Here is a 26,120-nt window from a genome sequence, read left to right as displayed (position 1 = left end):
GGAAGATTTTCCCCCGCCGGCCCCGCCGACCCCGCCGCCCCCGCGGCACCCGGCCGGAGGTCCCGCAGCCCGGGTCAGTCGGCCTGCGCCGGCTCCAGTACGAACACCGGGATCTCCCGGTCCGTCTTCTTCTGGTAGTCGGCGTAGGCCGGATACGCCGCGACGGCGCGCTCCCACCACTCGGCCTTCTCCGCACCCGTGACCTCACGGGCCGTCATGTCCCGCTTGACCGGACCGTCCTGGAGCTCCACATGCGGGTCGGACTTGAGGTTGAAGTACCAGACCGGGTGTTTCGGCGCCCCGCCGAGGGAGGCCACCGCGGCGTACCGGCCCTCGTGCTCCACCCGCATCACCGGTGACTTGCGCAGCTTCCCGCTCCTGGCACCCCGCGAGGTCAGCACCACCACCGGCATCTTCGACCCCGGCAGGGTCGTCCCCTGCGTACCCCCGGAGCTCTCGTAGAGCTCCACCTGCTCGCGCACCCACTGCGTCGGGCTGGGTTCGTACTCGCCCTCAAGCGGCATGGCATCCGTCCCATCGTTCGCGTCGGCTGACTGACTGCCGCCTTCAACACCCGTACGCCCGGGAATCATCCTCCCCGCGACGGATCCCGGCCGGGCCGGCACCTCACCCCGGCGCCACCGCCATCCGCACGGCCAGCGCCGTCATCACCCCGCTCGCGACACATGCCGTCACCAGCCGGCCCCGATGCCCCGTCAGCGCCCTGCCCAGCAGCGCACCGCCCCCGGCGAGCAGCACCTGCCAGCTCGCGGAGGCCGCGAAGGCGGCCAGTACGAACACGCCCTGCTCCAGCGGCCCGGCCGGTCCCGTGGCCCGCGAGCCGAGCACGAGCGCCGCGAAGTAGATCACGGTGGTGGGGTTGAGCAGGGTGATGCCGAGCAGCCCCCAGAACGCCCGGGCGGGACTCGGGGGAGCGGGCGCCTGCCGGGTGGCGAGCCGGTGGCCGCGGTACTCGCGCAGGGCGGTGACCGTGCCCCACGCCGCCAGCGCGAGCAGCACCAGTACGCAGACCCACCGCAGCGGCCCGAGCACCGGCCGCAGCGCGGCGGCCAGGGCCGTCCCCCCGAGCGTCGCCGCGAGGGCGTACAGCCCGTCGGCGGTGGCGACGCCGAGCGCGGCGCAGACACCGGTGCGCAGGGACGTGCGGGCGGTGAGGGAGACGAGGTAGGTGCCGACCGCGCCGACGGGGACGGCGATGCCGTACCCGGCGAGCAGCCCGGCGACGAGCGCCGCGGTCATGACCGCTGCGGGGTCGGCCCTCCACGGCGGCCGGACTGCTGCTGTCGGCGCGCGGCAGGAGCGGCGACGGACAGCGACCGGCAGGCATCGAAGGCAGACATGGCTGGATCCTGCGCCCTGCCCCGCCGTACCCACAACCGGTTTTCGATCCCGCCCCGGCCCGCCCGCACCAGAGCGGAGGCTTCCGCTGCGGCGAAGCCGGCCGCTCGCCCCGCGTTCGAACGGGAAGACGGCACTCCTCGGCCAAAGTGCACATCACAGTCGATCTGGCCGAACTTCACATCGCCCCATAGATGCCCGGGGCATCTAATGAAGATCGGCACGACGCACACTTCGTCTGCGAGGTCTTCATGACGGACACGACCGCACCCGTCGCCTTCCCCCAGAGCCGGACCTGCCCCTTCCACCCGCCCGCCGGCTACGAGCCGCTGCGCGCCGAGCGCCCCCTGACCCGTATCACCCTCTTCGACGGCCGCGAGGCCTGGCTCGTCACCGGGCACGCGACCGCCCGCGCCCTGCTGGCGGACCCGCGCCTGTCCTCCAACCGCGACCGGCCCGGCTTTCCCGCCCCCACCGCGCGCTTCGCCGGGGTCCGCAACCGCAGGACGGCGCTGCTGGGCGTCGACGACCCCGAGCACCGCGCCCAGCGGCGCATGGTCGCGGGGGACTTCACCCTCAAGCGTGCCGTCGAGCTTCGGCCACGCATCCAGCGGATCGTCGACGAACGGCTCGACGCGATGATCGCCCAGGGCCCGCCCACCGACCTGGTGAGCGCCTTCGCGCTGCCCGTGCCGTCCATGGTGATCTGCGCCCTGCTCGGCGTCCCGTACGCCGACCACGACTTCTTCGAGACCCAGTCGAGGCGGCTGCTGCGCGGCCCGGAGACCGCCGACGTGCTGGACGCCCGGGGCCGGCTGGAGGCGTACTTCGGCGAGTTGATCGACCGCAAGCGGAAGGCCCCCGGCACCGGCCTGCTGGACGACCTGGTCCACCGGCAGCCGAGCGACGGACCGCTCGACCGCGAGGGCCTGATCGCCCTGGCCCTCATCCTGCTGGTCGCGGGCCACGAGACGACCGCCAACATGATCTCGCTCGGCACCTTCACCCTGCTCCAGCACCCCGAGCGGCTCGCCGAGCTGCGCGCCGACCCGGAGCTGGTGCCGGCCGCGGTCGAGGAGCTGATGCGGATGCTGTCCATCGCGGACGGCCTGCTGCGCCTCGCCGTCGAGGACATCGAGGTGGCCGGGACGACGATCCGCAAGGGCGACGGCGTGGTCTTCGCGACCTCGGTCATCAACCGCGACGAGTCGGTCTACCCCGAGCCGGACACGCTCGACTGGAACCGCCCGGCCCGCCACCACGTCGCGTTCGGCTTCGGCATCCATCAGTGCCTCGGGCAGAACCTCGCCCGCGCCGAACTGGAGATCGCCCTGCGCACCCTCTTCGACCGGCTGCCCACGCTGCGTCTGGCCGCCCCGGCCGAGGAGATCCCGTTCAAGCCGGGCGACACGATCCAGGGGATGCTGGAACTCCCCGTGAGCTGGTAAGAGGCTTCGGGCATGCGTATCGACATCGACAAGGACGTCTGCATCGGCGCGGGCCAGTGTGCCCTCACCGCCCCGGACGTGTTCACCCAGGACGACGACGGCTACAGCACCCTGCTGCCCGGCCGGGAGGACGGCGGCGGCAGTCCGCTGCTGCGGGAGGCGGCCCGCGCCTGCCCGGTGAGCGCCATCACCGTGTCGGAGACCGTGAGCTGACGCCGCCTCGGCCGGCCGGAACAGCTGCCCGCCCACCGCGGCGGGCAGCCCGGCCGCGAACGGGGAGACACCTTCCCCGGTAACGGTGAGCCCGGGGGAGTCGCTAGGGTTTCCCCGATGACCGAACAGGCCGCCGCTCAGAAGCCCTTCCTCTACGTCGTCGTCTGCGCCGCCGGCATCGCCGCGGACGTCAGCAAACTGATCACCGCCGCGCAGGAGCGGGACTGGGAGGTCGGTGTCTTCGCGACGCCGGTCGCCATGAACGGCTTCTTCGACACCGCCGCCGTCGAAGCCCAGACGGGCCGCCCCATCCGGTCCGCCTGGCGCGCCCCGGGCGAGCCGCGCCCGTTCCCGGCGCCGGACGCCGTGGTCGTCGCGCCCGCCACCTTCAACACCGTCAACAAGTGGGCGGCCGGCATCGCCGACACCCTCGCCCTGGGCACCCTCTGCGAGGCCGCCGGCCTCGGTGTGCCGATCGCCGTCCTGCCGTGCGTGGCCGACGCGCTGGCCGCCCACCCCGCCTACCGGGACAGCCTCGAACGGCTGCGGGGGATGGGCGTACGGTTCGGCGATCCGTACGCCGGAGAGCCGACAGCGGGCGGCGGCCGGCCGGAGTTCGGGTGGGAGCGGGCGCTGGACCTGGTGGAACGCGGCTGACCGTACGGGCGCCGGAGGGGGTGGCGAGCGGGCCTTCCGGCACGGTCAGTCGCAGCCGACCGTCGGTCCCTCCACCATGCCGCCGGTGTGGAGCGCCTGCCCGCGCGGCATCCAGTAGCCCAGCTTGGAGACCACCGTCGAGCAGGCGGAGGCCAGCGTGACCCGGACCCGCACGGTGGCCGGACGCCCCGGCTGGAGGTCGGTGAGCGCGCAGTCCACGGAGTGCGTCAGCCGGTCCTCGGACGGGGCCCGGCCGATGAGGGGGTTGACGCACCGGGCGTCCGCCGTGCTGATCCGCACCCCCGTGGTCTCCTCGCCGATCAGCCCGAACCGCGCGCTGCCGTCGCCCTGCTCGCTGTCGCGGTACACGGTGTACGTCAGCGTGGTCGTGGTGCCGGGACGCAGGCGCTGCCGGTCGACCTCGACGCGGTGCGTGGGCCGCTGCTTCGGCGCGGTCAGGGTGAGCGTGGCCCGGACCGTGCCGCGCAGGTCCACACCGGCCGGCGCGGAGCGGACGCGCACGGTGGCGGTGACGTCGTAGGTGCCCGGGCCGGGAAACGGCTGCGACCCGGGCAGCGTCCCTGAGGCGACGGTCGCGCCCTCGCGCTTCGCCGTCCAGCTGCCGGAGGTCAGACAGGCGTACCGGACGGAGGTCCCCGGGCGGCGGCAGGTCGCGGGCGCTGAGAGGGCCATCACCGGGGTGCCGCTGCCCGCGCACAGGCTGACGTCGGCCCGCGCGCCCTGCGCGTCGCGCAGGACGCCCGCGGGTGCGCACAGAGTCGCCGGCCCGTCGGCCGCCGGGGCCTGGGCCCCGGGCTGCGGCGGTACTGGTCGGCTCCAGGCGGTCGAGGCGAGGGCGAGGGACACCGCGGCCGCCCCGGTCAGGATCCTGAGTGTCCTCCGTCGTGCCGCCACGCGTCCTCCCGTGCGCCACCGACCGGCCCGGCACCGGTCGCCTGCGCCGAGGATGCGGCAACGGGCGGGCCGCCCCGCCGCTCCCACGCCGGGCGGTCACCTGGGGGCAGCAACGATGACGGCAGCAGTGACGACGGCCCGTCAGCCCGCCCGGTCCGACACGCCTTCGAGCGCACACGAGCACGTACGCTCCCCTGGTAACCGTCCCGAAGGCAGGAGCAGCAAGGATGCAGTACGTGAAGCTCGGTTCGACGGGCCTGGACGTCTCGCGGATCTGTCTGGGGTGCATGACCTACGGGCTGCCCGACCGCGGCGCGCACGAGTGGACCCTCGACGAGGAGGCCTCCCGCCCGCTGATCCGGCAGGCGGTCGAGGCGGGGATCAACTTCTTCGACACGGCCAACGTCTACTCCGACGGCACCAGCGAGGAGATCGTCGGCCGGGCCCTGCGTGACTTCGCCCGCCGCGACGAGATCGTGCTCGCGACGAAGGTGCACGGCCGGATGCGCCCCGGGCCGAACGGCGGCGGACTGTCCCGCAAGGCGATCATGACCGAGCTCGACCAGAGCCTCACCCGCCTCGGCACCGACTACGTCGACCTCTACCAGATCCACCGCTTCGACCCGCACACCCCCGTCGAGGAGACGATGGAGGCCCTGCACGACGTCGTCAAGGCCGGCAAGGTCCGCTACATCGGGGCGAGTTCGATGTACGCCTGGCAGTTCTCCAAGATGCAGTACACCGCCCGGCTGCACGGCTGGACCCGCTTCGTCTCCATGCAGAACCACTACAACCTGATCTACCGCGAGGAGGAGCGCGAGATGCTGCCCCTGTGCGCGGACCAGGGGGTGGGAGTGCTGCCCTGGAGCCCACTCGCCCGCGGCCGCCTCACCCGCGACTGGGACGCCACGACCGAGCGCGGCACCACCGACCCCTTCGCCGGCAAGCTGTACCAGGAGGGCGACCGCACCATCGTCGAGGCGGTCACCCGCATCGCCGAAGAGCGGGGAGTACCGCGCGCCCAGGTCGCACTGGCCTGGCTCCTGCACCAGGACACGGTGACGTCGCCGATCGTGGGCGCGTCCAAGCCCCGGCATCTGGAGGATGCCGTGGCAGCCGTGGAGCTCCGGCTGAACGACAAGGAGCTGGAGGAACTGGAGCGCCCGTACACAGCACATCCCATCGCCGGGCACTGAACGGCCCTGCAATCAGTGGGGCCCCCGCGGCGCAAACTCCGTCCCACAGGGCCCCGCTCCCTCACTCTCCGGCAGCACAACCCGCGCCCCGCTCATCGTCAGCGTCCGGTAGAACCCCCCGATCCGCTCGGCCGACCGCCCCACATAGTGCCCGATGAACGACCGCCGGAACCGGTCCACCGAACGGTTCGGCTGCGACCCGTGCACCAGGCTGCCGTTGAAGAACAGGACATCCCCCGGCTCCATGTCCACCGGCACGGGCGCCAGCCCGGGCGGCGGCGGCACGTACTCCCGGGCGAAGGACACCTCCGCGTCGGCCGTCTCCGGGCAGAACAGGTCCATCCGGTGCGTGCCCGGCACGACCTCCAGCCCGCCGTTCTCCCGGTCGATCACATCGCAGGCCACCCACGCCGCGACACACGTACCCGGCTCCACCCGCAGATAGAAGTTGTCCTGGTGCAGCGCCTGCCCCCGGGCACCCGGCGGCTTGAAGTAGAACATGCTCTGCGCGGCCAGCACCTCCTCACCGAGCAGCACTTCCAGGACCGTCCGGAGCCGGGCGTCCAGCAGGACCTCGCGCGCCAGGTCGTTGATCTCGTGCGGATGCATCACCCGCGGCCACACATGCAGCGGATCGGCGTCCGGCCCGGACGCGCGCGGCTGGAAGTGCCCGGGCACCGGGCCCGCCGCCCGCAGCGCCTCGAACTCGTCACACAGCCGGCCGATCTCGCCGGCCCCGAAGAGCCCGCGCACGACCGCGAAACCGTCCTCCTCGAATCCCTCCCGGTACCGCCGGAGCCCCGCGGGGTCCAGGACGGAAGCGCCGCCGGCGCCGTTGCCCGTGACTGTCATGAGCGCACTCCTCGGTCAGATGTCCTCGGTCCAGAACGCTAGGCTGCCCAGCCGTCGAGGAGGATGCCCGTGCGTGCTGTGGGATTGCCCGGCACTGCCGGCCGCGAGGACGGCGGGGACCCCGCGCCGCCGCCCGGCCTGGTCGTGCTCGGCCACTTCGACCAGCCGCCCGGCTACGGCGTCGACCGGCCGCGCGGATCCGCCAGCTGGCTCTTTACCTGGACCACGGCAGGCCGGGGACGGCTGTGGCAGGGCGGTGCCGAGACCTCGGCCGGCGCGGGCGACCTGGTGGTGCTCGCCCCGGGCGTCCCGCACGGCTACGCGGTCGAGCCCGGCGCCCGGCACTGGCGCTTCTGGTGGGCCCACTGCCAGGCCCGCCCGTCCTGGGCCGCCTGGCTGCGGCCGTACGACACGGGCGACGGGGTGTACGTGGTCACGCCCACCCCGGCCGGAGTGCACGGCCGCGTCGAGGCGGCGTTCCGCCGGATGCACGCCGACGCCCGCTGGACCGGGACCGGGGCGCCGCCCGCCCCCGCGATCCCGGACGGGCAGATCGCCGTCGCGCACGGCAGCGCGGCCCGCGAACTGGCCCTGTGCGCACTGGAGGAGATCGTCCTCCTCACCACCGCCGGTGCCCGGCCGGCGGCGCCCCGGCCCGGACTCGACGCGCGGATCCGCCGGGCCCAGGAACTGATCGACGCCGACCCCGGCGCCCCGCACACCGTCCGCTCGCTCGCCGCGGACGTCGCCCTGTCGCCGTCCCGCTTCGCCCACCTGTTCAGCCGGCAGCTCGGCCAGTCGCCCATGCGCGCCCTGCGCGAGGCCCGGCTCCGGCACGCCGCCCGGCTGCTGGAGAGCACCGACCTGCCCGTGGAACGCGTCGCGGCGGCCTCGGGTTTCGCCAGCCCGTTCCACTTCAACCGCGTCTTCCGCGAGCGCTACGGGATACCGCCCGGCGCGTACCGAACGCACCACTAAAAGCCGGGGGGAGTGCACGGAAATCCCTTTCGCGCCGCTGATTGACGTTTTGTCAAAAGGCGCTTCCCGCGTACGTAAAGCACGAAACCACGAGATCCCTTGTTCCCTTCCTTGACCTGTGCAAAGGTGTGCCTTGTTGGTGTGCGGACAACACACCTTTCTTCCGTATGCGCGAGGCCATCAGCCGGCATACCCCTTGGTATGGACTTTTCCCGCATGTCCTTGAGAGGAATGCAGCCGTGAATGACGCAGGCCCGTCGAATTCCCCTGCTCCGGCGCGCGGGTTCGGTGCGACGGACGAGCAGCTGAGCGCCGAGCTCAGGAAGTGGACGGGAGCGACCCCCGCACTCCACCCTGTCGGCGAACTGCTGGACCGGCACTGGGAGGCCGGATTCGCCTACGCCCGGCTGTGCACCGACGGTTCGCGGTCCGCGGGAATTCTCACCACCGCCGCATTCACCCGCCTCTTCGGCGAAACCCTGCGCCGGACCGGCCCGACCTCCGCATGGCGGCCCCATCTGCTGGTCACCGTCCGGCGCATCGCGGCCGAGTGGGCCGGCGACCACAGACGCGACATGCTCCACCCGGTCCTGCTGTCCGGGGCCGGCGGGGAGCGGCCGGCCGCCCGTCTGCTGCCGACGCAGCACCGGCGCCTGATCTCCGGGGCCTTCCAGCGGCTGCCCCAGTCCGCCCGCTGCCTGCTGTGGCATGTCGAGGTCGAGGCCGAACCGCTCGCCGCCCCCGCCGGACTCCTCGGCCTGGACGAGGAGGGCGCGCGCGTCGAACTGGGCCGCTCCCGTGACCGGCTGCGCGAGGAGTGCCTCCAACTGCACCGCGAACTCGCCCCCGACGAGGAGTGCCGGCGCTACCTGCGGCTGCTCGACGTGACGTACCGGCGTGGCGGTCTCGACATCGACCCCGATCTACGCGCGCATATCGAGGGCTGCGGGCACTGCAGCGCCGCCGCGGACCAGCTCGACCGGTTCAACCACGGGCTCGGCGTCGCCCTCGCGGAGGCGGTGCTGGGCTGGGGCGGCCGGGACTACGCGGAGAGCAGACCGAGCGCGGCGGCGGAGACGTCCCCGCAGAGCGGCACGCCCGGTGAGGCCCGCACGGAACCGGCCGGGACCGCGCAGGAGGCCTTCCCGGACCCGGTCGCCCTCGCCGGCGCGATCGGCGAGTCGTTCACCGGCCCCGACGCCACGACGGCCGCGCAGGCCGGTCCCGTGGCGGGCCCGGACCCGGCCGAGGGCACGCACCCGGCCGAAGACCGGGCCCAGGCCCAGGCACCGGTCCAGGCACCCGGGAGCGTCCCCGCCCCACCCGTCACCGCGCCTCCAGGCCCCCGGCCCGAAGGCCCCGGCTCCCGCACCGGTGCCCGCAGCAGATCCGCCCACAAGGCGGCCCGCCGTGCCGTCCGCCGCCGCAACCTCACCGCGGGCATCCTGACCGTCAGCGGCCTGGTCGTCCTCCCGCTGGTCCTGTGGTCCACCGGCACCTCCGGCGACAGTGCCCCGTCGGCCGGCGCGGGCCGGCCCTCCGACACACCCGGCTCCGGCGCGGACGAGCCGGCCGTCGACCCGTCCTGGGCGGGGTCGGGCGACGCCGAGAAGGGCACCCTGCGCGGCCGGCTGCACAACGTCGCCTCGGGCCTGTGCGTCGGCATCGAGGGCAAGAAGGCCGTCGAGGATGCCGAGGCCGTGCTCACCTCCTGCTCCTCCACCGCCGCCCAGCAGTGGACGTACGAGACCGACGGGCTGCTGCGCAACGTCGGCGCCCCCGACCTGTGCCTGGACTCGCACCTCGGCTACTCGCTGCGACTGGCCCCCTGCACGGGCGCGTCCCAGCCGGACACGAAGAACGTCCGCTACGACTTCACCCTCCAGGGCGCCCTGGTGCCGCGCTGGAACCAGGACCTCGCCCTGGCGCCGGCCGCGACCGACGGCTCGGGAGCCCTGGTCCTCAAGGCCCGGGCGGACGACGAGGCCCAGCGCTGGGTGATCGACACCTCCAAGACCGACCTCCAGATGGAGGCCGTCAACTGGCAGGCCCCCGCTCCCGCCCCGCACCCGACGCCCACGCCGACACCCACACCCTCCAGGACGCCCGAGCCCGCACCAACCCCGTCCGCGACCCCCTCGACGCCGCAGCCGCAGCCGACACCGACCAGCCAGCCCTCCAGCTCCCCGGACTGCTACCACTACGGCTACTACTGCGACGCCGACGGTCGGTACGGCTATCCCGGCGACGGTTACGGCTACGGCGGCGGCTACGGATCCGGCGGCTACGGCGGAGGCGGCCGCCGCTGACCGGGCGCGGGGTCAGCCGCCGGCGACGCGCAGGGACAGCCACAGCGCCACCACGGCCGGCACCAGCGCGGCCGGCACCGCGAGCAGCCCGAGCCGGGTGAACTCCCCGAGGTCGACCCGGTGCCCGTGCTGCTGCGCGATCCGCCGCCACAGCAGGGTCGCCAGCGATCCGGCGTAGGTCAGGTTGGGGCCGATGTTCACGCCGAGCAGCACCGCCAGCACGGCACCCGGACCGGCCCCGGCGGTCAGCGGCAGCAGCACCAGCACCGCGGGCAGGTTGTTGATGAGGTTCGCCAGGACGGCGGCCAGCGCGGCCACGCCCAGCAGCGTGGCCAGGCCCGACCCGTCGGGCAGCACGCGGTGGAGCGCGTCGGCGAGCCCGTGGTCGACGACCGCGCGCACCACGACGCCGAGCGCGAGCACGAACGCCAGGAAGGCCGGGGCCGCGGACCGCACCACCGTCAGCGGGGTGGCCCGCCGCCGCAGCAGCGCCCGACCGGCCAGCGCCACCGCACCGGCCAGGGCGGCCCACGCGGGCGCGATCCCGAGGGCGGAGGCCACGACGAACCCGGCGAGCGTGCACCCGACGGTGAGCACTGCGAACAGCGGCAGTTCGGGCGACTCCGCGGGGGCGGGGGAGGGGAGCGGGGCGGCCAGTTCACGGTCGAAGAACCGCCGGAACACCAGGTACTCGGCGCCGATCGCCACCAGCCACGGCAGCGCCATCATCGCCGCGAACCGGGTGAAGCTCAGCCCGCTCGCCGTGAACGCCAGCAGGTTCGTCAGGTTGGAGACCGGCAGCAGCAGCGAGGCGGTGTTCGACAGGTGGGCGCAGGCGTAGAGGTGCGGCCGGGCCTCGACGCCCATCCGGGCCGCGGTGGCGAGCACCACCGGGGTCAGCAGGACCACCGTGGCGTCCAGGCTGAGCACCGCCGTGATGACGGAGGCCAGCCCGAACACCGCGGTCAGCAGCCGCCCCGGGCGCCCCGCCGCCCAGCGGGCCATCCACGCCCCGCACGCCGAGAACAGCCCCTCGACGTCGCAGAAGTGGGCGAGCACCAGCACGGCCGCGAGGAACCCGACCACCGGCCCCAGCCGCTGGATCTCCTCCCAGGCGTGGGCCGGCGAGATCACTCCGGCGGCGACGGCGAGCCCGGCGGCCGGAACCGCCAGCACGGCCTCGGGCAGCCCCTTGGGGCGGGCGACGGCCCAGACCAGCACGGCGACCAGCAGCGTCACGGACAGGACTTCGGCGAGCGGGGTGTTCAGGACGGGGTCCTCCGGGACGTGATCAGGCCGTGCCCGCCCATGAAACCAGGTGCCGGTAAGAGCCCTGCGACGGCCTCGCCGTCCGCGTCAGGGGCCCGCCGGTCAGGGCCCGCTGCCCGGCGCGAGCACCGTGAGGAACACCGAGGACGCGTTCCCGCCGACCGGCACTTCACCGCCGGTCCACCGCACCTTCAGCTGCTCCCGCTCGTCCGGCGGTGTCACCAGCAGTGCCGCCGGAGTGGCGGCGCGGGCCCCGCTGACCTCGGGACTGGCGTACCGCAGCCCGGCCCAGGCACTCCTGCCCGGCGCCAGCGTCACGGTCGCCGCCTTCTCGGGGGTGCGCTTCGGGTCGGGTCCGAGCTGCCTGCCGGACGCGTCCGTGAACGCGGCGCCCGGATAGCCGTGGAGGGTGCAGGTGCGGGAGGAGACGTTGGTCAGCACGACCGGGAAGTTCCGCTGCCCGGCCCCTGGATCCATCCGGCCGACGGAGGCGCGCAGTTCGGAGGTGTGGCAGCGGGTGGTGCCGCCGGTGGCGGGCAGCTGCCGCGACGCGGTCTCGGTGTGCTGCTCCGTGCCGCACGCGGTCAGCGAGCCGAGGACCGCCACCGCGCTCGCGAGCAGGGCCGCCCGGCGTACGGGCTGGGACGTTTTCGCCATGCCGTCCCGGGTGTCCGCCTCATGCGCGGGAAAACAGGCGGGGGTTCACATCTCGTCGAGCAGTGCCAGCTCCGCCCAGATCGTCTTGCCCTCGGCCGTGTGCCTGCTGCCCCAGCGCTGGGTCAGCTGGGCGACCAGGAGCAGACCCCGGCCGCCCTCGTCCCAGGTCTTGGCCCGGCGCAGGTGCGGCGCCGTGTGGTTGGTGTCGGACACCTCGCAGATGAGCGTGGAGGCGTCGTGGATCAGCCGGAGCCGGATGGGCGGGGCGCCGTAGCGGATGGCGTTGGTGACCAGTTCGCTCACCACCAGCTCCGCGGTGAACGTGGCGTCCAGCAGCCCCCAGCGTTCGAGCTGGTCGACGACCTGCTTGCGGATGGGGGCGACCAGCGCCGGGTCGGCGGGGATGTCCCAGGTCGCGACCTGGGAGGACGGCAGGCCCCGGGTGCGGGCCAGCAGCAGGGCGACGTCGTCGGCGGAGCCGCCCGGCGGGAGCAGGGCGTGCAGCACGCGGTCGCAGGTCTCGTCCAGGGAGTCGGAGGGGGCCGACAGGGCCTCGCGGAGCATCCGGTGGCTCGCGTCGACGTCCCGCTCGAGGTGGGCGAGCAGCCCGTCCGTGTGGAACGACAGGACGCTGCCCTCCCGCAGTTCCACCTCGGCGGACTCGAACGGCAGCCCCCCGACGCCCAGCGGGGGACCCGAGGGCAGGTCGAGCTGCCGGGCCGGGCCGCCGGGCGGCACCAGCAGGGGTTGCGGGTGCCCGGCCCGGGCCAGCGTGCAGCGCCGCGACACCGGGTCGTACACCGCGTACAGGCAGGTCGCGCCCACCTCGCCGGTGCCGGCGTCGCCGCCGGACTCCTGGGAGAGCCGTACGACCAGGTCGTCGAGGTGGGTGAGCAGCTCGTCGGGGGCCAGGTCGATGTCGGCGAGGGTGCGCACGGCGGTGCGCAGCCGGCCCATGGTGGCCGAGGCCTGGATGCCGTGGCCGACGACGTCCCCGACGACCATGGCGACCCGCATCCCGGACAGCGGGATCACGTCGAACCAGTCGCCGCCCACACCGGAGCGGGTCGCGGGCAGATAGCGGGAGGCCGCCTCCACCGCCGCGGTGCGCGGCAGCACGCGGGGCAGCAGGCTGCGCTGGAGCGTGAGGGTCGTCTCGCGCTCGCGGGAGTAGCGGCGGGCGTTGTCGATGCAGACGGCGGCCCGGGCCGTGACCTCCTCGGCCAGCAGCACGTCGTCGTCGGTGAAGGCCTCGGGGCGCCGGAAGCGGGTGAAGACGGCGACGCCCAGGGTCGTGCCCCGGGCCTGGAGCGGGACGGACATCGTCGAGTGGATGCCGTACTCCTGGACCCGCCGGAAGCGGACCGGGTCCCAGGCGAGCCACTGCTCCAGGTCCCCGGAGGACCCGGAGGCCACGACGGTGTGGCCCGCGAGCAGTGAGGCGGCCTGCGGGGAGGTCTCCGGGTAGACGTCCGCCTGGCCCGGCTTGGCGACGGCCTCGGGGCTGCCCGGGTTGACCGACTGGTGGGCGGCGCGGCGCAGACTCACGGGCGGTGCGGGCGGCCCCGCGGACTCGCCGCCGTGCTCCCGGGTGTCGAGCAGGTCGACGCTGACGAAGTCGGCGAGCGCCGGGACGCACACGTCCGCCAGCTCCTGGGCCGTACGGGTGACGTCGAGGGTGGTGCCGATGCGCACGCTCGCCTCGTTGACCAGTTGCAGCCGCTCCCGTGACCGGTACTGGTCGGTGAAGTCATGGGCGGTCACGCACACGCCCCGCACCCGCCCCGAGTCGTCGGAGAGGGGGGCGATCCGGGCCAGCCAGGCGTGCGCACCCCGGCTCTCGCCGCTGGCCTTCATGTACGTCTGCATCTCCTGCCGCCGGCCCGTGCGCAGCACCTGGCGCAGATACTCCTCCAGCTCCGCGTTCTGCGGCCGGCTGCCGACGTCGGTGGGCCTCAGACCCCACAGGCGGTCGGCCGGCAGCCCGACGAGGTCCGCCATGGCGTCGTTGACGCCGCGCAGCCGCAGCCGGTCGTCGAAGATCATCATGGCGCAGGGCGACTGCCTGAGGGCCGCCCGCACCAGCGGGTCGTCCGGCAGCTCCTGGTCGGGTGCCCGCGGCGGGGACACGGCGAGCCAGTCGGTCGTCTCCGGGCCGTCCGGTGGTCTGCGGTGGGCCAGCACCCACACGGACACCGTGTGGCCGTCCCGGTGCCGCAGCGCCAGGGTGCCGCTCCAGCGGGCGTCCAGGGGCACGGGCGGCGGGTCCGCGCCGTCGGCCAGCAGCTCGGCGGCCGGGCGGCCCACGACCTCGGCGGCCGGGTGGCCCAGCAGACGGCGGGCGCCCTCGCTCCACTCGGTGAGCGTGCCGTCGGCGGCGATGACGGCACGGGCGGCCACGCCATCGTCGAACGGCTCGTCCGGGCTCATCGTCGCCACTCCATACGGACACTCACAGTAAACAGGGAGGTCACTTGAGTTCCAGACTAGTCCGTGGACGCCCGGCGTGGACCGGTAACCCCCCTGCCGCCCGGCCCACGCGGTCGAGGTGCGCATCCGGCCGATGTGCCCTCGGGGGCAGAAGACCACTCCCGCACCCTTGACGGCCCGGTGTGACGCATCGACAGAATCTGTTTGTTCTCGATGAGTTGTGAGTACTTCTGGGCCCTGATGAGGGAGAGCCGCCATGTCGGTCAGTCGTAGATCGGTCCTGCTCGCCTCCGCGGCAGCCCCCGCGGCCGGAGCGCTGCTCGGCGCCCCGGAGGCGTGGGCCGCCGAGGAGGCGAGCGGCGCGTCCGGCCGCCGCACCGTCCCCCTGCGCGACGGCTGGCGCTTCGCGCTGGCCGACCCGGGCGGGATCACCGACCCGACCGGCGCCTTCGCCGACGCCGCCCTCCCCGGGTACGACGACTCCGGCTGGCGCGAGATCGCCGTCCCGCACGACTGGAGCATCGAGCAGACCCCCACCACCGAGCACGGCACCACCAGCGGCACCGGCTTCCTCCCCGGCGGCCTCGGCTGGTACCGCCTCGCCTTCACTCTGCCGTCCGCTCTCGCCGGGAAGCGGATCTCGGTGGAGTTCGACGGCGTCTACATGGACTCCTCCGTCTACTGCAACGGCAAGGAGGCCGGCCGCCACCCCTACGGCTATACGGGCTTCGCCCTCGATCTCACGGATCTGGTGCACACCGACGGCACGACGGAGAACGTGCTCGCGGTCGAGGTCCGCAACCGCCTGCCCAGCAGCCGCTGGTACTCGGGCAGCGGCATCTACCGCGAGGCCCGCCTGGTGATCACCGACCCGGTGCACGTGGCCCGCTGGGGCACCCGTGTCACCACGCCGGAGATCTCCGCCGAGCGGGCCGTCGTACGGGTCGCCACCGCGGTCGTCGACGCGTCGGGCACCGGCGCGGACGTCGAGGTCGTCTCCCGGATCGTCGACCCGAAGGGCCGGACGGTCGCCCGTACCTCCTCCACGGCCGCCGTCACCGGCGAGCACACCGAGACCCACGAGCTCACGGTCCGGCGCCCCGAGCTGTGGGACATCGAGAGCCCCCGCCGCTACACCCTGCACACCGAGCTGCGCGTCGGCGGCCGGACCACCGACACCTACCGCACGGTCTTCGGGATCCGCACCTTCCGCTTCGACCCGGACGAGGGCTTCTTCCTCAACGGCACCCACCACAAGATCCGGGGTGTCGACCTCCACCACGACCTCGGCGCACTCGGCGCCGCCGTCAGCATCGACGCGGTCCGCCGCCAGCTGGAGATCATGCGGTCCATGGGCGTCAACGCCCTGCGCACCGCCCACAACCCGCCCGCGCCCGAGGTGATCCAGGTCTGCGAGGAGCTGGGCGTCATCATGCTGGTGGAGGCGTTCGACTGCTGGCGCACCGGCAAGAACCGGTACGACTACGGCCGGTTCTTCGACGAGTGGGGCGAGAAGGACGCCACCGAGATGGTGCTGGCGGCCCGCAACTCGCCCGCCGTGCTGATGTGGTCCATCGGCAACGAGGTCCCCGACTCCACCTCCACCGCCGGCCTCGCCATGGCCGACCGGATCATCGCCGCGATCAAGTCCGCCGACGACACCCGACCGCTGGTCATCGGCTCCGACAAGTACCGCCGCCTGCCCGCCAAGGGCTCCGCGGCCGACCTGATGCTGGCCAAGCTGGACGGCCTCGGCCTCAACTACAACACCGCCAAGTCGGTGGACCAGCTGCACGCGGCCTACCCGCACCTGTTCCTCTTCGAGTCCGAGTCCTCGTCGGAGACCTCGACCCGGGGCGAGTACCAGGAACCCGAGCACCTCAACACGGGCGAGAACCACACGCCCGGCAAGCGCGGGACCTCCTCCTACGACAACAACCTCGCCTCCTGGACCATGAGCGGCGAGTACGGCCACAAGAAGGACCGGGACCGCAAGTGGTTCGCGGGCCAGTTCCTCTGGTCGGGCATCGACTACCTCGGCGAGCCCACGCCGTACGACGTCTTCCCGGTGAAGGCGTCCTTCTTCGGCGCGGTCGACACGGCCGGCTTCCCGAAGGACATGTACTACCTGTTCCAGAGCCAGTGGGTCAGCGAGCCGATGGTCCATCTACTGCCGATGAGCTGGAACCACGCCGAGGGCGACACCGTCGAGGTCTGGGCCTACTCGAACGTCGACACCGTCGAGCTGTACCTCAACGGAGAGTCGCTGGGCGTGAGGCGGTTCGACACCAAGAAGACCGTCGACGGCCGCCCGTACCTGGAGACGACCGAGGCGACCGGCGACGACAAGACCTTCACCGACGGCCCCTACCCCGGCAGTTACACCAGCCCCAACGGCAGCGCCGGCAAGCTCCACCTGACCTGGAAGGTGCCCTACCGGCCGGGCGAGCTGAAGGCCGTGGCGCGGCAGGACGGCAGGGTGGTCGCCACGGATGTGCTGCGCACCGCCGGCGCCCCGCACGCCATACGCCTGACCCCGGACCGCGCGTCCCTCGCCGCGGACGGCCGTTCCCTGGTCTTCGTGACCGCCGAGGTCGTCGACCGGCGCGGTGTCGTGGTGCCCGGCGCGGAGCACCTGCTCTCCTTCGAGGTGGCGAACGGCTCCCTCGCCGGGCTCGACAACGGCCGCCAGGAGAGCGCCGAGCGCTACCAGGCGAGCACCCGCACCGCCTTCCACGGCAAGGCCCTCGCCATCGTCCGGTCCGGCACGAGGACGGGCGCGGTGAAGGTGACCGCCTGGGCCGACGGCCTGCGCCCCGGCACCGCGACCGTACGCGCCACACCGGCCCGCGACCGGGCCGAGACCGAGCCGCCCGCGTTCCGGCCGGAGCATCCGGCACCGGTCACCTACCCGCACGCCGACGCCAGTTACTCCGGCCGCCCGGACACCCTGCCCGCCGCCATGCTCGACGGCGACCCGGCCACCGGCTGGTCCAACGGCTTCTTCAAGCAGGCCACCGCCCTGCTGCCCGCCTTCGACGGGGCGCGTACGCAGGACTGGGTCTCGGTCGACTTCGGGCGCGCACGCGGTTTCGACCGGGTCGACGTCTCCTTCACCGTGGACGCCACGCACAGCCTGCCCGCGGCCGTGGAGGTGGCGGTGTGGGACGGCCGGGCGTGGCGAGCCGCGGAGGGCACGGCGATCGACTGGGCCACCGCCTCGGACGCCCCGACCGTGATCACCTTCAGGGCGGTCCGCGGCTCCCGCGTCCGGCTCACGCTGACGAGCCGCCACCCGGACGAGGCCCGGGGCGCGATCCGCATCAGCCGGCTGGAGGCGCCGGCTGCCTGAGCCCGAAGCCGCGCGGTCCGGACGGGCAGGGAACGGCCAGTCCCGTCCGGACCGTTGACGGCGTGTCACATCTGCCACAAGCATGGCCTGCGTCCGCATCTGGGAGCGCTCCCACAGGAGCGCCACCCGCACCTCCCCTGAGGAGCCCAGACGTGAAACGACGCAGAACCGCCCTGTTGTCCCTGACGGCCCTCCTGGCGACCGCGCTCACCGCGCTGCCCTCCGCACCGGCCGGCGCCGAAGAGGTCGAGCAGGTCAGGAACGGCACCTTCGACACCTCCACCGATCCGTGGTGGACGACCAGCAACGTCACCGCGGGCCTGTCCGACGGCCGGCTCTGCGCCGACGTCCCCGGCGGCACCACCAACCGCTGGGACGCCGCCGTCGGGCAGAACGACATCACCCTCGTGAAGGGGCAGTCGTACCGCTTCTCGTTCAGCGCGACCGGGACCCCCGCCGGGCACGTGGTGCGGGCGATCGTGGGCCTGTCGGTGTCGCCGTACGACACCTACCACGAGGTGACACCGCAGCTCAGCGTCTCCGGCGACAGCTACTCCTACACCTTCACCTCGCCCGTGGACACCACCCAGGCCCAGGTCGGCTTCCAGCTCGGCGGCAGCGCGGACGCCTGGCGCTTCTGCCTGGACGACGTCTCCCTGCTGGGCGGCGTCGCGCCGGAGCCGTACGAGCCCGACACCGGGCCCCGGGTCCGGGTCAACCAGGTCGCCTACCTGCCGGCCGGGCCGAAGAACGCCACCCTGGTCACCGACGCCACGGCGAAGCTGCCCTGGGAGCTGAGGAACTCCGGCGGCACGGTCGTCGCCCGGGGCACGACCGTGCCGCGCGGTGTCGACGGCTCCTCCGGGCAGAACGTCCACTCGATCGACTTCGGCGCCCACCGCACGAAGGGCACCGGCTTCACGCTGGTCGCCGACGGCGAGACCAGCCGCCCCTTCGACATCGACGCGAGCGTCTACGAGCGGCTCCGGCTGGACTCGGCGAAGTACTACTACACCCAGCGCAGCGGCATCGCGATACGCGAGGACCTGCGGCCCGGCTACGGCCGCAAGGCCGGGCACGTGGGCGTGGCACCCAACCAGGGCGACACCGCCGTGCCCTGCCAGCCCGGCGTCTGCGGCTACACGCTCGACGTCAGCGGCGGCTGGTACGACGCCGGCGACCACGGCAAGTACGTCGTCAACGGCGGCATCTCCGTCTGGGAGGTGCTGAGCACCCACGAACGCGCGCTGCACGCCCGCACCGGCGACGCCGGCAAGCTCGGTGACGGCAGCCTCGCCATCCCGGAGAGCGGCAACAAGGTGCCGGACATCCTGGACGAGGCCCGCTGGGAGCTGGAGTTCCTGCTGAAGATGCAGGTGCCCGACGGCAAGCCGCTGGCCGGCATGGCCCACCACAAGATGCACGACGAGCAGTGGACCGGCCTGCCGCTGATGCCCCATGACGACCCGCAGAAGCGCGAGCTGCACCCGCCGTCCACCGCCGCCACGCTGAACCTGGCGGCCACGGCCGCGCAGGCGGCCCGCCTCTACCGGCCCTACGACAAGGCGTTCGCGGACAAGGCGCTGGCGGCCGCCCGCAAGGCCTGGTCGGCGGCGCTCGCCCACCCCGACCGCTACGCCTCGGAGAACGACGGCATCGGCGGCGGCGCCTACCCCGACCGCGACGTCACCGACGACTTCTACTGGGCGGCGGCCGAGCTGTACCTCAGCACCGGCGAGAAGCGGTTCGAGGAGTACGTCCTGAAGTCCCCGGTCCACACGGCCGACATCTTCAGCCCGGTCGGCTTCGACTGGGCCCGCACGGGCGCGGCGGGACGGCTCGACCTCGCCACGGTGCCGAACAAGCTGCCCGGCCGGGACAAGGTCCGCCAGTCCGTCGTCAAGGGCGCCGACCGCTACCTGGCCACCCTGAAGGCACACCCCTACGGCATGCCGTACGCGCCGGACGGCAACGTCTACGACTGGGGCTCCAGCCACCAGGTCCTCAACAACGCCGTCGTCCTCGCCACCGCGTACGACCTCACCGGCGCCGCCAAGTACCGGGACGGCGCACTGGAGAGCATGGACTACATCCTGGGCCGCAACGCGCTGAACATCTCCTACGTCACCGGCTACGGCGAGGTCAGCGCGCAGAACCAGCACAGCCGCTGGTACGCCCGCCAGCTCGACCCGAACCTGCCGAACCCGCCGAAGGGCACCCTCGCCGGCGGACCGAACTCGAGCATCCAGGACCCCTACGCGCAGAGCAAACTCCAGGGGTGCGTCGGGCAGTTCTGCTACATCGACGACATCCAGTCCTGGTCGACCAACGAGCACACGATCAACTGGAACGCCGCCCTGACCCGCATGGCCTCCTTCGTGGCGGACCAGGGATAGGGGCGCTGCGCCCCAGCCGCGTGCCGGGGGAGTCCGCCGACAGGACGCCCCCGGCACCCGCGCGTAGCCTGGTGTCATGCACGCGGTGCGGGTCGACGGCATCGAGGTCGCGTACGACCGGGTGGGCCAGGGCCCGCCCCTCGTGCTCGCGCACGGCGCCACGACGGACGCCCGCCTGTTCCGCCCGCAGCTCGCGGACCTGGCCGACGAGTTCACGGTCGTCGCCTGGGACGAACCGGGCGCCGGCCGCTCCTCCGACGTCCCGCCCTCCTTCGTCCTCGCCGACTACGCCCGCTGCCTGGCGGCGGTCATCGAGGACGTGGGCCTGGGCCCGGCCCATGTGCTCGGCCTGTCCTGGGGCGGGACCGTCGTGCTGGAGCTGTACCGGAACCATCCCGGCCTCGTCCGGACGCTGCTCCTGGTCGACACCTTCGCCGGCTGGAAGGGCTCGCTGTCCGCGGCGGAGGTGCGGTCGCGGGTCGAGGGGGCGGAGCGGATGCTCGCGGTCCCGGCCGAGGAGTTCGCCCCGACCATGCCGGGCCTGTTCGCCGCCGAGCCACCCGCCGAAGCCGTACGGCTGCTGTCCGTGATGTCGGCCGACACCCGCGCCCAGAGCATGCGGACCCAGGCCACCATCATGGCCGGGACCGACCAGCGCGACCTGCTGCCCGCGATCGAGGTGCCGACGCTTTTGCTGTGGGGCGAGCTGGACGCGCGCTCCCCGGTGGAGCCCGTCGCCCACCGGTTCCTCGAAGCGATCCCCGAGGCCACGCTGGTCGTGCTCCCCGGCATCGGGCACCTCAGCAACATGGAGGCCCCGGACGCCTTCAACCGGACCGTCCGGGAGTTCTGCCGCGCCCGGTCCTGACCTGCCCGGCCACGGCCCGGCGCGGCGGCTCGTGCCCGACGGGTTCCCCCGGCCGCTCATGGGCGGTCAGGGTGTGCAGCCGGGCCCGGCTCAGCGGCTCGTGCACCTCGACGTACTCGCCGTGCGGCAGCCGCTTGACCACCCCGGTGGGGCGGCCGTGCGCCACCAGCTCCCGGTCGCGCCGCTGCAGCCCCAGGCAGATTCGGCGGGTGGCGACGAAGACGGCCGCCGGGACGACGAACATCCCGATCCGCACCGCCCACGTCACCGTGTTGATCGACAGATGGAGGCGGGTCGCCACGATGTCGTTGCCGCCGCCCGCCAGCAGCACCAGGTAGAGACTGATCCAGGCCGCCCCGATCGCCGTGCGGACCGGGCGGTTGCGCGGCCGGTCCAGCAGATGGTGCTCGCGCCGGTCACCGGTGAACCGGGCCTCCAGGAACGGGTACACACCGATGAAGACCAGCAGCAGCGGGAACACCACGATCGGGATCAGCACGCCCAGCACCAGCGTGTGCCCCCACAGCGTGATCTCCCAGCCGGGCATGATCCGCACCAGGCCCTCGGCGAAGCCGAGGTACCAGTCCGGCTGGGCGCCCGTCGACACCTGGTCCGCGCGGTAGGGGCCGTACGACCAGACCGGGTTGATCGTCGCCACCGCCGCGATCAGCGCCAGCACCCCGAACACCAGGAAGAAGAAGCCGCCCGCCTTCGCCAGGTACACCGGCATGAACGGCGCGCCCACGACGTTGCGTTCGGTGCGGCCGGGGCCCGCGAACTGGGTGTGCTTGTGGTACACGACCAGCAGCACATGGACCACGATCAGCGCCGCCATGACCCCGGGGATCAGCAGCACGTGCAGCGAGTAGAACCGGGCCACGATGTCGTCGCCGGGGAACTCGCCGCCGAACAGAAACATCGCCAGATACGTCCCCACGATCGGCACCGACAGCAGCGCGCCGTGCACGAACCTGAGGCCCGTGCCCGACAGCAGGTCGTCCGGCAGCGAGTAGCCGAACAGCCCCTCGAACAGGCCGAGGAACAGCAGCAGCCAGCCGAACAGCCAGTTGACCTCGCGCGGCTTGCGGAACGAGCCGGTGAAGAAGTGCCGCATCATGTGCGTCAGCATCCCGGCGACGAAGACCAGCGCCGCCCAGTGGTGCAGCTGCCGGATCAGCAGCCCGCCGCGCACGTCGAAGCTGATGTCCAGCGTGGAGGCGTACGCCTCGGACATGCGCACGCCGTTCAGCGGCGTGTAACTCCCGTCGTACACCACCTCGTTCATCGACGGATGGAAGAACAGCGTCAGATACACGCCCGTGAGCACCAGCACCACGAAGCTGTACAGGCAGATCTCGCCGAGCAGGAAGGACCAGTGGTCCGGGAACACCTTGCGCAGGTACTTGCGGCCGAGCGTGTGGGTGCCGAGCCGGCCGTCGAACCAGTCGGCCAGGCGCTCGCCGCGCCCGGCGCTCACGCCGCGTCCTTGGGCACGCTGGTGAGCTTGTCCGGGTTGGCCACGACGTAGATGCCGCGCACCCGGTCGCCCTCGGGCGTGAGGTCCAGGACCAGGACGGCGAACGGCGCGTCGCCGTCGAACAGCACCGCCGCGTCGTCGCCGTTGACGCGCCGGTAGCGGAACACGGGGTTGCGCGGGCCGCCCCGCCCGGACGTGAGCAGGCGGGCCACCTTGTCCCGGCCGTGCACCGGGCGCAGGATCGCCGGCCTGCGCTTGCCGCCGGCGTCCGTCCACGCCGTGACGTCCGGCGCGAGCACCTCCATCAGCTCGGCGATGTCCCCGCCGAGCGCCGCCCGCACGAACCGCTCGGTCGCCTCCCGCCGCACCCGCGGATGCGCCCGGTACCGCGGCCGCCGCGTGTGCACGTGCTCCCGGGCCCGGTGCGCCAACTGCCGTACGGCGGCGGGGGAGCGGTCGATGATCTCGGCGATCTCGGCGTGCGGGTAGCCGAACACCTCGCCCAGGACGAACACGGCCCGTTCCAGCGGGGTCAGCGACTCCAGGACCACCAGCATCGCCAGCGACACCGATTCGCTCCGCAGGGCCGGGCCGTCGGCGGTGTCCTGGTCCGCCTCGGCGACCAGGGGCTCGGGCAGCCACGCGCCCACGTACGTCTCCCGCCGGCGGTTGATCACGGCACGGCGGCGCAGCGCGTGGTTGACCGCCACCCGGACGAGATAGGCGCGGGGGTTGTCCACGCCGGCCAGCGGAGCGCCCCCGCCGCGGGCCGTCCAGGACAGCCATGTCTCCTGGAGGACGTCCTCGGTGTCGGCGACACTGCCGAGCATGTTGTAGACGACGCCGAACAGCAGCTCGCGATGGTCGACGAACACCCCGGTCGCCTCGTCGAACGGGGCGTCGGTGCCGGGTACGGGGATCTCGGTCATGCGGGGTCCTCCCTGAGACGCGCTCACTCCTGCGAGCCGCCGAGGGACCCGGAATGTGACATCGCGCCGTGCGATGTGACCCACATCTCAGCGGCGGGCCCGTCCGCCCGCCTCTCCGGTACCGTCCGATTGCTGCTGTGACCTGGGGGTATTTACGAGTCAGTACCCGAGCGGTACCGTGAAGACATGCCAGCTCTCAACGTCGAGTTCAGCGACCGCGAACTTGAGGACCTGCGGCAGATCGCCAAGGAGCGCGGTACGTCCATGAAGGCACTCGTACGGGAGGCCGCCGCGGCCGACATAGCCCGCCACCGGGCGCTCCAGGAGGGCGCGGAGGCCTTCCGCCGGTTCTTCGCGACCCACGCCGACGAGTTCGCCGCCGCCTTCCCTGACGACGAACCGCCCACCAAGGGCGAGGGGCGGGCCGCCTGACCGATGGCACCCGTCCTCCATATCGACGTGCCCTGGCTGCTCCAGCGCCACGAAGAGGTCCTGCCGGACCAGCCCACGATCAACGACTTCTCCGCGCTGGTGGCCGCCGTCGCCCGGCACCGCGTCGACCCGCCGCGCCTCGGGGTGAACTCCGACCCCGCCTGGCGGGCCGCCGCGCTGCTGCACACCCTCGCCGTGCTCCGGCCGCTGCCCTCGGCCAACGCCCGCTTCGCCTGTGCGACCGCCGTGGCGTACATGTTCGTCAGCGGCGCCGGCATCGACCCGCCCTACGGCGCCCTCGTCGACCTCGCCCGCGACCTGATGTCCGGCACGACCGACGTCTACGGCGCGGCGGACCGGCTGCGCTCCTGGCAGATCTGAATCGTGCCCGATTCACACCGGCCGCAGGGAAATGTCGAAAACCGGTACGAGGCGCGTACGCCCGTTCCCGTTTCTGACTTCGTGTCAAAGGCGCGGATGTCGCCCATGCGCCTTGTTGGCCGTGTGGGGGTTGTGCAAGAGTGAAACACGCGTGCGGGGGGAATGGCCGAGTGTCGCACGTGATTTGTTGACCGGGTCCGATTCGCCGCCGGCGAATTCGTCCCTCCCGCGCCGCGCCAAAAAAGGTACGCACCAACCGGGCTCCTTTTTCGGCGGCAGGACTTCTGTGTGTCACATGCGTGGGAAGGAACCATCTCAGTGCCCACCCCCCACCCCCCTCGTCCTCCGTATCCCCCGCCCGGCGGGGATCCGGGGGAATCCGACGAAAGCCTCGCCGCGCCGCTGAGAGGCAGCCCGGAGGGCGAGGTCGCCGCCCATTCCGTCGCGCTGCTGATGGCGCGGCACTGGCAGCCGGTGTACGACTACGCGGTCATCTGTCTCGCCTCGTCGGCGCAGGTCGCCGCGATGGTCACCGGGACCGCCTTCCATCGCACCCTCAACCGGCTCGCCTTCGGCGAGTCGGCCGTCGCGCTGCGCCCGGCCCTTCTGGTGACCGTGCGCGACACGATCCGGGAGTGGTCCGGCGACGACCGAATATCGGCCGTCCTGCCCGCCCTGCAGAAACCGGCCGGAGGGCGCGGGCTGCGCGCGGCGACCTCCATGACGCCCGAAAACCGCGTCCTCGCGGAGCGGGCATTCCAGGCACTTCCCGCCGCCGCGCGCTGTCTGCTGTGGCACGTCGAGGTCGAGGCCGATCCTTTAAGCGTCCCGGCCGGCCTGCTCGGCATGGATACCGACCTCGCGTCGGCCGCGCTCGAACAGGCGCGTGACACATTCCGCAAAGGTTGTGTACATGCCCATCGCGAACTCGCGCCGACCCAGGATTGCCGGTTCTACAACCGCCTGCTCGACGTCCCGATCCGCCGGGGCGGCACCCTGCTGCCGGACGTCCAGGAGCATCTCGCGGAGTGCCGCTACTGCCGGAACGCGGCCGACCAACTGAGCCATTTCGAGGGGCCGCTGGGCCCGCTGATCGCCGAAGCGGTGCTCGGCTGGGGCGCCCGCCGGTACCTCGACTCACGTCCGGGCCGGTCCTCGCACGGCAGCCGGGGCGGTCGCGCCGGCCGGCGCGGTGGCGGGCGGCGCGGCGACGGAACGCGGGCGGACCGGCGGCACCGCCTGCTGTCCAGGATCCCCCTGCCCGCGCGCCGGGTCCCGGACGCGCTGCGGTCCTCCCGGGCGCTGCTCTCGGGCGTCGGCGCGGTGTCGGCCGGGGTGCTGGCGACCGTGCTCATCATCAGCGCCTCGTCGTACGACGGCGGCCAGGCCGACCCGGCCGGCTCCAATAGTGCCGCCGGCTCCGACGGCACCGCGTCCGTGACGCCGCCCGGCACCGCCGGGCTGCCCACGGCACCGGGCGTGACGCGGCTGCGCAACGCCGGTGCCGACCTGTGCCTGGACATCCGGGACCTGCCGAAGGAGGGCGCGGGGACGAAGCTGGCGGAGTGCTCGACGGTGTGGACCCAGCAGTGGACGTACGAGGACGACGGTCTGCTGCGCAGCGTCGCCGATCCCGGGCTGTGCCTGGACTCCCACAAGGACGCCGGCGTCGTCGTCCTCGGCAGCTGCGCCGACGAGGACGCCGAGCGGGGCGACGACGTGCGCTACGACCTCACCGTGCAGGGCGAGTTGCTGCCCCGCTGGGACGAGCGGCTCGCCGTCGCCGCCACGAACGACGACCCGGACGCCGACCTCGTCGTCAAGGTCCGCGACCGCTCCGACGACCAGCGCTGGCAGCCGGAGCCGATGCCGACGACGGCGGGTTCCCTGTCCATCGAGGAGCAGGACGCCCCGACGGCACGGCAGGTGACCCTGCCCCACGGCCGGACGGCGTGACCACGGGCCCCTGAGGCCCCGGGTGGGCTGCGCCGCGCGGCCCACC

The 26,120-nt window shown here is 73.1% G+C and carries 21 protein-coding genes; 12 read left to right on the top strand and 9 right to left on the bottom strand.

Features of this window, described 5'->3' with window-relative positions; translation table 11 throughout:
• Nucleotides 1-74: 74 nt before the first annotated feature.
• Both IE255_RS28530 and IE255_RS28525 read right to left on the bottom strand, forming a co-directional pair.
• Nucleotides 75-524, bottom strand: coding sequence for a nitroreductase family deazaflavin-dependent oxidoreductase (locus IE255_RS28530; protein ID WP_190053243.1), 450 nt, complete (start codon nucleotides 522-524; stop codon nucleotides 75-77).
• Nucleotides 525-627: 103 nt separating this feature from the next.
• Nucleotides 628-1,260, bottom strand: a complete 633-nt coding sequence (locus IE255_RS28525) for a LysE family transporter (protein WP_190053242.1) — start codon at nucleotides 1,258-1,260, stop codon at nucleotides 628-630.
• 350 nt (nucleotides 1,261-1,610) lie between these two features.
• Between IE255_RS28525 and IE255_RS28520 the strand changes: the two genes are divergently transcribed.
• The 3 genes from IE255_RS28520 to IE255_RS28510 all read left to right on the top strand — a co-directional run bounded on the left by IE255_RS28520 (nucleotide 1,611) and on the right by IE255_RS28510 (nucleotide 3,677).
• Nucleotides 1,611-2,807 (top strand): cytochrome P450, encoded by a 1,197-nt coding sequence (locus tag IE255_RS28520; RefSeq protein WP_190053241.1) that lies wholly within the window; start codon nucleotides 1,611-1,613, stop codon nucleotides 2,805-2,807.
• A 12-nt stretch (nucleotides 2,808-2,819) separates the two neighbouring features.
• On the top strand, nucleotides 2,820-3,020 hold the full coding sequence (locus IE255_RS28515) for a ferredoxin (protein WP_190053240.1): 201 nt from the start codon (nucleotides 2,820-2,822) through the stop codon (nucleotides 3,018-3,020).
• 117 nt (nucleotides 3,021-3,137) lie between these two features.
• A complete protein-coding gene (locus IE255_RS28510) occupies nucleotides 3,138-3,677 on the top strand; it encodes a flavoprotein (RefSeq protein ID WP_190053239.1) in 540 nt (179 codons plus the stop codon).
• Between the two features lie 45 nt (nucleotides 3,678-3,722).
• On the opposite strand, the gene IE255_RS28505 is transcribed toward IE255_RS28510, so the two are convergent.
• Nucleotides 3,723-4,592 (bottom strand): hypothetical protein, encoded by an 870-nt coding sequence (locus IE255_RS28505; protein WP_190053238.1) that lies wholly within the window; start codon nucleotides 4,590-4,592, stop codon nucleotides 3,723-3,725.
• A gap of 227 nt (nucleotides 4,593-4,819) precedes the next feature.
• Here IE255_RS28505 and IE255_RS28500 point away from each other — a divergent pair, with 227 nt between their 5' ends.
• Complete coding sequence (locus IE255_RS28500) at nucleotides 4,820-5,788, top strand: aldo/keto reductase (RefSeq protein ID WP_190053237.1); 969 nt, start codon at nucleotides 4,820-4,822, stop codon at nucleotides 5,786-5,788.
• A 12-nt stretch (nucleotides 5,789-5,800) separates the two neighbouring features.
• Here the strand turns inward: IE255_RS28500 and IE255_RS28495 are convergent, their stop codons facing one another.
• Entirely contained in the window at nucleotides 5,801-6,640 is an 840-nt protein-coding gene (locus tag IE255_RS28495) for a phytanoyl-CoA dioxygenase family protein (protein ID WP_190053236.1), read from the bottom strand.
• Between the two features lie 63 nt (nucleotides 6,641-6,703).
• Between IE255_RS28495 and IE255_RS28490 the strand changes: the two genes are divergently transcribed.
• Complete coding sequence (locus IE255_RS28490) at nucleotides 6,704-7,618, top strand: helix-turn-helix domain-containing protein (protein WP_190053235.1); 915 nt, start codon at nucleotides 6,704-6,706, stop codon at nucleotides 7,616-7,618.
• 239 nt (nucleotides 7,619-7,857) lie between these two features.
• Complete coding sequence (locus tag IE255_RS28485; protein ID WP_229906626.1) at nucleotides 7,858-9,927, top strand: RICIN domain-containing protein; 2,070 nt, start codon at nucleotides 7,858-7,860, stop codon at nucleotides 9,925-9,927.
• Between the two features lie 12 nt (nucleotides 9,928-9,939).
• On the opposite strand, the gene IE255_RS28480 is transcribed toward IE255_RS28485, so the two are convergent.
• The 3 genes from IE255_RS28480 to IE255_RS28470 all read right to left on the bottom strand — a co-directional run bounded on the left by IE255_RS28480 (nucleotide 9,940) and on the right by IE255_RS28470 (nucleotide 14,283).
• Nucleotides 9,940-11,196 (bottom strand): SLC13 family permease, encoded by a 1,257-nt coding sequence (locus IE255_RS28480; protein ID WP_190053286.1) that lies wholly within the window; start codon nucleotides 11,194-11,196, stop codon nucleotides 9,940-9,942.
• A gap of 102 nt (nucleotides 11,197-11,298) precedes the next feature.
• Nucleotides 11,299-11,853: a DUF4232 domain-containing protein gene (locus IE255_RS28475; protein ID WP_190053233.1), complete on the bottom strand. Its 555-nt coding sequence runs from the start codon at nucleotides 11,851-11,853 to the stop codon at nucleotides 11,299-11,301.
• A gap of 45 nt (nucleotides 11,854-11,898) precedes the next feature.
• Nucleotides 11,899-14,283, bottom strand: coding sequence for a SpoIIE family protein phosphatase (locus tag IE255_RS28470; RefSeq protein ID WP_190053232.1), 2,385 nt, complete (start codon nucleotides 14,281-14,283; stop codon nucleotides 11,899-11,901).
• 256 nt (nucleotides 14,284-14,539) lie between these two features.
• Here IE255_RS28470 and IE255_RS28465 point away from each other — a divergent pair, with 256 nt between their 5' ends.
• From IE255_RS28465 to IE255_RS28455, 3 genes are all read left to right on the top strand, one after another.
• The gene (locus IE255_RS28465; protein WP_190053231.1) at nucleotides 14,540-17,635 is read left to right on the top strand and encodes a glycoside hydrolase family 2 TIM barrel-domain containing protein; all 3,096 of its coding nucleotides are present in this window, start codon (nucleotides 14,540-14,542) and stop codon (nucleotides 17,633-17,635) included.
• A 152-nt stretch (nucleotides 17,636-17,787) separates the two neighbouring features.
• The gene (locus tag IE255_RS28460; RefSeq protein ID WP_190053230.1) at nucleotides 17,788-20,031 is read left to right on the top strand and encodes a glycoside hydrolase family 9 protein; all 2,244 of its coding nucleotides are present in this window, start codon (nucleotides 17,788-17,790) and stop codon (nucleotides 20,029-20,031) included.
• A gap of 76 nt (nucleotides 20,032-20,107) precedes the next feature.
• A complete protein-coding gene (locus tag IE255_RS28455; RefSeq protein WP_190053229.1) occupies nucleotides 20,108-20,899 on the top strand; it encodes an alpha/beta fold hydrolase in 792 nt (263 codons plus the stop codon).
• Here the strand turns inward: IE255_RS28455 and qcrB are convergent.
• Together qcrB and IE255_RS28445 are read right to left on the bottom strand one after the other, a co-directional pair.
• Entirely contained in the window at nucleotides 20,859-22,376 is a 1,518-nt protein-coding gene (gene qcrB, locus IE255_RS28450) for a cytochrome bc1 complex cytochrome b subunit (RefSeq protein WP_190053228.1), read from the bottom strand. The genes IE255_RS28455 and qcrB overlap by 41 nt on opposite strands.
• The gene (locus IE255_RS28445) at nucleotides 22,373-23,305 is read right to left on the bottom strand and encodes a sigma-70 family RNA polymerase sigma factor (RefSeq protein ID WP_190053227.1); all 933 of its coding nucleotides are present in this window, start codon (nucleotides 23,303-23,305) and stop codon (nucleotides 22,373-22,375) included. The genes qcrB and IE255_RS28445 overlap by 4 nt, the downstream gene beginning before the upstream one ends.
• A 186-nt stretch (nucleotides 23,306-23,491) precedes the next feature.
• Here IE255_RS28445 and IE255_RS28440 point away from each other — a divergent pair, with 186 nt between their 5' ends.
• The 3 genes from IE255_RS28440 to IE255_RS28430 all read left to right on the top strand — a co-directional run bounded on the left by IE255_RS28440 (nucleotide 23,492) and on the right by IE255_RS28430 (nucleotide 26,074).
• A complete protein-coding gene (locus IE255_RS28440; protein WP_094056765.1) occupies nucleotides 23,492-23,737 on the top strand; it encodes a hypothetical protein in 246 nt (81 codons plus the stop codon).
• A gap of 3 nt (nucleotides 23,738-23,740) precedes the next feature.
• Nucleotides 23,741-24,118 (top strand): toxin Doc, encoded by a 378-nt coding sequence (locus IE255_RS28435; RefSeq protein WP_190053226.1) that lies wholly within the window; start codon nucleotides 23,741-23,743, stop codon nucleotides 24,116-24,118.
• A gap of 318 nt (nucleotides 24,119-24,436) precedes the next feature.
• Nucleotides 24,437-26,074, top strand: coding sequence for an RICIN domain-containing protein (locus IE255_RS28430; RefSeq protein ID WP_190053225.1), 1,638 nt, complete (start codon nucleotides 24,437-24,439; stop codon nucleotides 26,072-26,074).
• Nucleotides 26,075-26,120 lie beyond the last annotated feature (46 nt).

Origin of the sequence: Streptomyces lomondensis, from assembly GCF_014651035.1 — a bacterium.
In the GTDB taxonomy this organism is placed as follows: Bacteria; Actinomycetota; Actinomycetes; order Streptomycetales; family Streptomycetaceae; genus Streptomyces; species Streptomyces lomondensis.
This window is presented reverse-complemented; position numbering and strand designations above follow the sequence as displayed.